Origin of the sequence: Halorientalis sp. (assembly GCF_028275115.1) — an archaeon.
Lineage (GTDB): Archaea > Halobacteriota > Halobacteria > Halobacteriales > Haloarculaceae > Halorientalis.
The window spans coordinates 1-5,350 of record NZ_JAQCNH010000037.1 but is presented as its reverse complement, the minus strand read 5'-3'; the positions used below and the strand labels follow the sequence as shown (position 1 = coordinate 5,350).

Annotated in this window: 7 protein-coding genes and 1 pseudogene; 5 read left to right on the top strand and 3 right to left on the bottom strand. The window is 65.3% G+C overall.

Features of this window, described 5'->3' with window-relative positions:
* Positions 1-339: 339 nt before the first annotated feature.
* The 4 genes from Q0964_RS06000 (at position 340) to Q0964_RS05985 (ending at position 1,623) form a co-directional block, all read left to right on the top strand.
* Complete coding sequence (locus Q0964_RS06000) at positions 340-516, top strand: hypothetical protein (protein ID WP_299264737.1); 177 nt, start codon at positions 340-342, stop codon at positions 514-516.
* Between the two features lie 61 nt (positions 517-577).
* Positions 578-862, top strand: a complete 285-nt coding sequence (locus Q0964_RS05995; protein ID WP_299264735.1) for a DUF5789 family protein — start codon at positions 578-580, stop codon at positions 860-862.
* Positions 862-1,434, top strand: coding sequence for an adenylate kinase (locus Q0964_RS05990; RefSeq protein WP_299264733.1), 573 nt, complete (start codon positions 862-864; stop codon positions 1,432-1,434). Before Q0964_RS05995 ends, Q0964_RS05990 begins: the two co-directional genes overlap by 1 nt.
* A 60-nt stretch (positions 1,435-1,494) precedes the next feature.
* Entirely contained in the window at positions 1,495-1,623 is a 129-nt protein-coding gene (locus tag Q0964_RS05985) for a hypothetical protein (protein ID WP_299264731.1), read from the top strand.
* Positions 1,624-2,848: 1,225 nt separating this feature from the next.
* Here Q0964_RS05985 and Q0964_RS05980 read toward each other — a convergent pair.
* Both Q0964_RS05980 and Q0964_RS05975 read right to left on the bottom strand, forming a co-directional pair.
* Positions 2,849-3,064, bottom strand: a complete 216-nt coding sequence (locus Q0964_RS05980) for a hypothetical protein (RefSeq protein WP_299264728.1) — start codon at positions 3,062-3,064, stop codon at positions 2,849-2,851.
* 171 nt (positions 3,065-3,235) lie between these two features.
* Positions 3,236-3,607 carry a hypothetical protein gene (locus tag Q0964_RS05975; protein ID WP_299264726.1) on the bottom strand — a complete coding sequence of 124 codons (372 nt, stop codon included), beginning with the start codon at positions 3,605-3,607 and terminating at the stop codon, positions 3,236-3,238.
* 392 nt (positions 3,608-3,999) lie between these two features.
* Between Q0964_RS05975 and Q0964_RS18310 the strand changes: the two are divergent.
* A pseudogene (locus Q0964_RS18310) lies at positions 4,000-4,176 on the top strand (cytochrome P450); the annotation flags it as partial.
* 14 nt (positions 4,177-4,190) lie between these two features.
* On the opposite strand, the gene Q0964_RS05970 reads toward Q0964_RS18310, so the two are convergent.
* Positions 4,191-5,072, bottom strand: a complete 882-nt coding sequence (locus tag Q0964_RS05970) for a CPBP family intramembrane glutamic endopeptidase (RefSeq protein ID WP_299264724.1) — start codon at positions 5,070-5,072, stop codon at positions 4,191-4,193.
* Positions 5,073-5,350: the final 278 nt, after the last annotated feature.

The following is a 5,350-nucleotide window of genomic DNA, read 5'->3' as shown; positions in this document are numbered from 1 at the left end:
TTGGCTCTCCAACGAGCAGAGTTCCGTTTGACCGCGACCTTCGTCCTCAGAGCTAAGCGTTCCTCAGCACGTTGGACTGGAGAAGCATCACGAGCGGTGTACCGGGCCGGTCGACGGCGCGCTCGTCGACGGAAGTTGTCCGATGTGCGGCGAGGTGTACGGTCGCTACCTCCAGCACCTCGCGGTGTGCGAGGCACCCGAGGCCAACAGCTCGACGGCGGAGGCGAACAGCGCGTACAGTCGGCCGGCCGTTACGCCCGGAGCCTCGAGAATCCCGACGACACCGCGACCATATTCGTTCGATCGAGCGTGCCCTCCGAGAAGTAGGTCGACCCCCAGGTGTCGGGCGTCGAGTGGCTCGCCACCGACCGGCACTGCGCGGTCGTCGAGGCCCTCCAGCAGCGCGAGCACACGACCGCCGCCGGGTTGGCCGACGCCGCCGACGTCTCGGAAGAGCACGTCCGGTCGACGCTCCGGCGACTCGTCGAGGCCGAGGGCGACGCCCGCGCCGAGTAACGCCGTCTGGACCCGTTTCGTTCGACGCCACTGTTATGCTGCTCTGTCGTGATGTACGCACATGCGCCTACCTGAGGTCCGGGACCTGTTCGCGCGGGAACTGACGTTTCCGGTCCGGTGTGAGGTCGTCGTGGAGGAAGTGGGCGACCGCGAGCTGGAGTCGCCCAACGGCGAGATGGAGACCATCGCCGCCGTACTGGGCCGGTGCGAGGAGGAGACGTTCCACTCCGTCGACGGTCTCTACGACGCGCTCCTGACGTTCGTGAGCGAGGGGTTCGTCGGCCGGCGGTTCTACGACGACCGCGGCGGCCAGTCAGTTGACCCCGACGAGGAGGTGTCGTTCTGATGAGCGTTACCGTCCTCGCGGGGGTGCCCGGCGTCGGGCTCACCGCGCTGGCCGAACGGGCCCGCAAGCAGCTCTCGGACGAGTACGAACTGGTGAACTTCGGCGACGTGATGCTGGAACAGGCGGTCGCGAACGACCTCGTGGAGACACGCGGCGACCTGGCGGCGCTCTCACGGGAGACGACCCGTCGGCTCCAGCGCCGGGCCGGCGAGTACGTCGCCGACCGGGGCGCCGCCGCGGAGGTCCTGCTGACGACCCATCTCGTCGTCGAGACCGATGTCGGACTGCTGCCCGGACTCCCCGACGCGGTCCTCCGGGACGTGGACCCGGACCTGCTGGTCGTGGTGGAGGCGACCCCCGAGACGATTCAGGAGCGGCGCGGGGACTCGCCGCGGAGCTACGGGGACGAGACGGTCCTCGGCATCGACTTCCAGCAGGACTTCAACCGGACCGCAGCCTTCGAGTACGCTGTCGCCGCCGACGCGCCCGTCCGCCTCGTCGAGAACGAGACGGACGTGGCGGCCGGCGCCGAGACACTCGTCACGGCCGTCACCGACCGAACCGGCGACTGAGCGCCGGGTCGTCCACCTCCCGACCCGGTCGCTTTCGTCTCGCCTGACCGTGTCGAAGTCATGAGAACCGGTACCTCCGTCGGGCCGTTCCACGACTGCATCGACCCGCTGCCGGACGCGTTCGCGGAACTGGGGGTCGCCGAGTGCGAACTTGACGTCCCCCAAGCGCGTCGCGTGCGGAACGTGTGACGGCCTCGACGCCGACGAGCGCCCGGCCGAGTGCGAGTGCGACGAGTTGCACTACGCCGCCGTCCCGTGCTGGCCGTGCTACCGTGAGGGCTTCGACCAACCGGCGGCTGACGCCGAGTAACGTCGTCCGAATCCACTCTTTTCGACGCCACCCCTACCCTGGAGCCGTGCGTCCCGGGTTCCTCGGCGCCTGCTCTCCCCGCGAGGCCATTCGTCACCGTTCGCGTGTCAGAACGCTACGTATCCGACTCTCTGTTAATTACACTCGGGGCACATGGCATAGCCCTGTCCGGTCCAACTCTGCCGCAGGTGCATGTCCGCTCCGCACTCCTCGCAAGTTCGTTCATCTGCCTGATCGCTCATATTCCATACTTAGCGTCTCCCGCCGCTTAGTCTCGTCGCGTCGGTGCGTGCGCCGCTGGCGCCCGATGTGTGAACCGCTCGGGAGAGCGTCCGGGAGGGATACAAACACGGACACCCTGCTCGGTTCTTCGGCGTTACACCCGCATCGCGTCGCCGATACGGCTCGGTGGGTTCGGCGAGGTACGACTCGACGGCGGAGTGATTACTCCAGCCGCCGGCCATCATCGCCCGGACGTCGACCTGTCGCTCGACGACACGCCGGAACGGGACGCCCACCAGTCCACTTTCTGGGCCGACCCGTGCACGTTTTTCAGCCCCCGTGCATGCCTTAGCGGCAGGTTTACTCGCCTCAATCGTCTGTTCTTGAGGGGTGTGCACGGCATGCACGGGCGGTGTCGAAAAGTCGCGCTAGTCTGGAGAAATCACCGAGTACGCGCTGTGGCAACTAGAGAGAAGAAGTTCTGTGCTCCACCCGTGCACACCGTTCACATCAAAATGTTACCAGGCGTGCGTTAGTTACCGGTGTACCGCCACTCGCTCCGCCCATCGCTCGGCTCTCCCGGATGGTGATGCCCGAGGCCGGGCAGGTAGTAACGATTGAATGCCCTGGTAGCGACGCCTGGGGGCCGGCCAGGTAGTAACGATTGAATGCCCTGGTAGCGACGCCTGGGGGCCGGCCAGGTAGCCACGCCAAGTTGGCCAGGCAGCCACGCCGGGTTGGTCAAGTAGCAATGTCTGGTTGGTTGGAGAGAGTGGCCCGGTCAGCCGGGGAGGGAGGCCTGGTGTGCAGCCCGGTGGGGCAGATCGGCTCGGCTATATGAGGCAAGGGCCGTGTCGCCTGGGGGACCCAGCGTCTTGATTCTCAGTCGGCGGTCGTCACCAGCGCGACGGCCCCCAGCATGACCGGGAGAACGCCGCCGAAGCTGACGGGGAAGGCGACCCAGAAGAAGCCCACGCCGAGGGCCAGCAAGCCGAATGCGACCCCGAGAGTGAGCATCGTGGCGATCCCGGACACGATGCGCCCGGTGGCGAGTCGATTCGTGGTCAGTGCGCCCTGTGGTTGCGTTGTCGTCGCCATACGTCCAGTCGCGCGAGGGGCGATTATGAGCATTGCCCAACATGTTGCACATGTTCGGGGGCGCCCACGCGTCGTTCCAGGAGCCGGTCAATCGGTGGCGACTGCCGGTGGCGCTGGGACCGACGGGGAAGGGGGGCCGGTCGCGCGTATCTGACAGGCGGGCGCGCGAAATCAGTCGTCGTCGCTCCGGAACCACTGCGCCCACCGCACGAAGAACGGGGCATCGGCGGCGCACTCGCGAGCAGAGCGGCGGACGTTGGCCTCCACGGGCTCGAGCATCCAGCCGTCGCGGACGGTCGGGTCGCCGCCTTTCGTGTTCTTACCGCGGACCTCGAGGAACCAGCCCTCGGCGTCGTCGCTGTACCGCAGCTCGGCATCGCCAGTATAGGAGACCCCATCGGCCCACAACCCACAGCGGGCCATGAGCTGGGCGGCGATCTCGCGCTCCCAGTCGCTCCGAGCGGCAGCCTCCTCGAGCCAGGCGATTTCGTCACGGTCGGGCCAGCACTTCGTGACCTCGCCGGAGTGGTCGACACGAACCATGCACGGATTGACAGGCTAATCCGGATAGCGAGTGCCGATGATACCGGCCATTACCCCCTGATGACGGGGTGTTTCGGGGTGTTCGTGGCCGAGTTGTTTCACAACCCGATTACGGGACGGGGAACCCCTCGGGCAATGATCGGTTTCAGAAGCTGTACCCAATACAGGGCGCATTCTGCACAGAATCATTCTCCGACCCGATCAAAGTTGTTCGGTCAGTACAAGCGGTGTGCTAACCGTTCCATGACACACTACTCGTTGTCCTACCGCAGTTTCACGTCCATGCGGGTGACCGCTGGTGGTCCGATCCAGACCGGTTCGATCTGGCTTACTGGGACCAGAGCCCAATACCGCCGGGTGACCGACCCGAATAGTTGTAGTTCCCCTTCGGTGGGGGTCCACGCCACTGTATCGGAATGCGATCCGTACAGATGGAGCCCAAGTTGGCACTCGCGACCATCGCACGGCGGTGTCGGATCACACACGATCATGACGACGTCGTCATCAATGTCGGGTCCACTGTCCGCCCCGACGAGACGGTATGGGTGACAGTCGCGCGTCGGTCCTGACACTGTGTCGACGGTCACACGGGATCTCGTTCGACGTCGGTCCGCTCGGACCAAGACCGTCGCTCGAGTGACCCGATTGCCACCCGACGGTACACAGCGACCAGAGTCACTACCAGCACCAGATACAAGAGCACGTACGCTGCGAGCGCACCACCCTGCAGTGTGGACGTGTCGAAGAACACGATGCCAATCGTGCCCGGCATGTTGCCGGCGGCGTGGACCAGAATCGGCAAATACAGGTTCTGCGTATACTCGTAGAGCAGACCGAAGCTGAGCCCCGAAAAGAGGAGGAAGGCTCCGTACGTGGCGAGTGCCTGTGTCCCAGGGACACCGCTGGTCAGGACGCGAGGCGCGTGGGCCAGCGCGAACAGCACGCTCGCGGCGACAACGCCGAACGCCCCCCGGAACCGGGTGGTACTTGACAGCACCGCGATCACCTTCGACTGCAGGTACCCCCGAAACGCCACCTCCTCGACGAGCGCGGCGAAGAGGAGGGCCTCGGCGAACACGACGAGCGCCATCACAGGGGGGACGGTCCACTGGTAACCCACAGCGCTGGCGCCAGCTATCGGCAGTAACAGACCGATACCGACTGCGTTCAACAGCAGATACAAGCCGGTGACACTGAACAGCGCCGGGACGATTTGATCCCGTGCGAGACCGATTTCGGCGAGTGAGACACCCTCGGATCGGAGGAACCACAGCGCGATGGCGAGGGGGATGAACCGGACGGCCGCTTCCAGGACTGTCACTTCGAGCTCGGGGAGGACGGGGCCGACGCGCAGTGTGTCTCCGAGGGCTCTCGTCCCGACGAGATACAGAAGGAATGCCCCGACAAAGAGCCCGATCCAACCGGTGTCCCCCTCGAACGTGACGTGACTGTTCTGGTCCGACATCGTAGGTCGACACGCAAGCCGACACTGTATATATGCGTGACCGGTATCTCAGAGACAGCAACACAGCGACGCGGACAGTGGTGACGACGAGTCGAACAGTGTCACGGCGGTCCCCAGGGGAGTGCGGTTGTGACATCCTCCCGCGGCTAAAGGCGCGGGCCTCTCGCCCGGTGTTGGTCGGGCAGGTCAATCCTGAGAGTTGAGAGTCTACGGTTTGCTGGACAGTCAGCCAGTGGCTCTGCCACGAAGCCGTTACTCGTACCCTGTAGAGGGCTTCG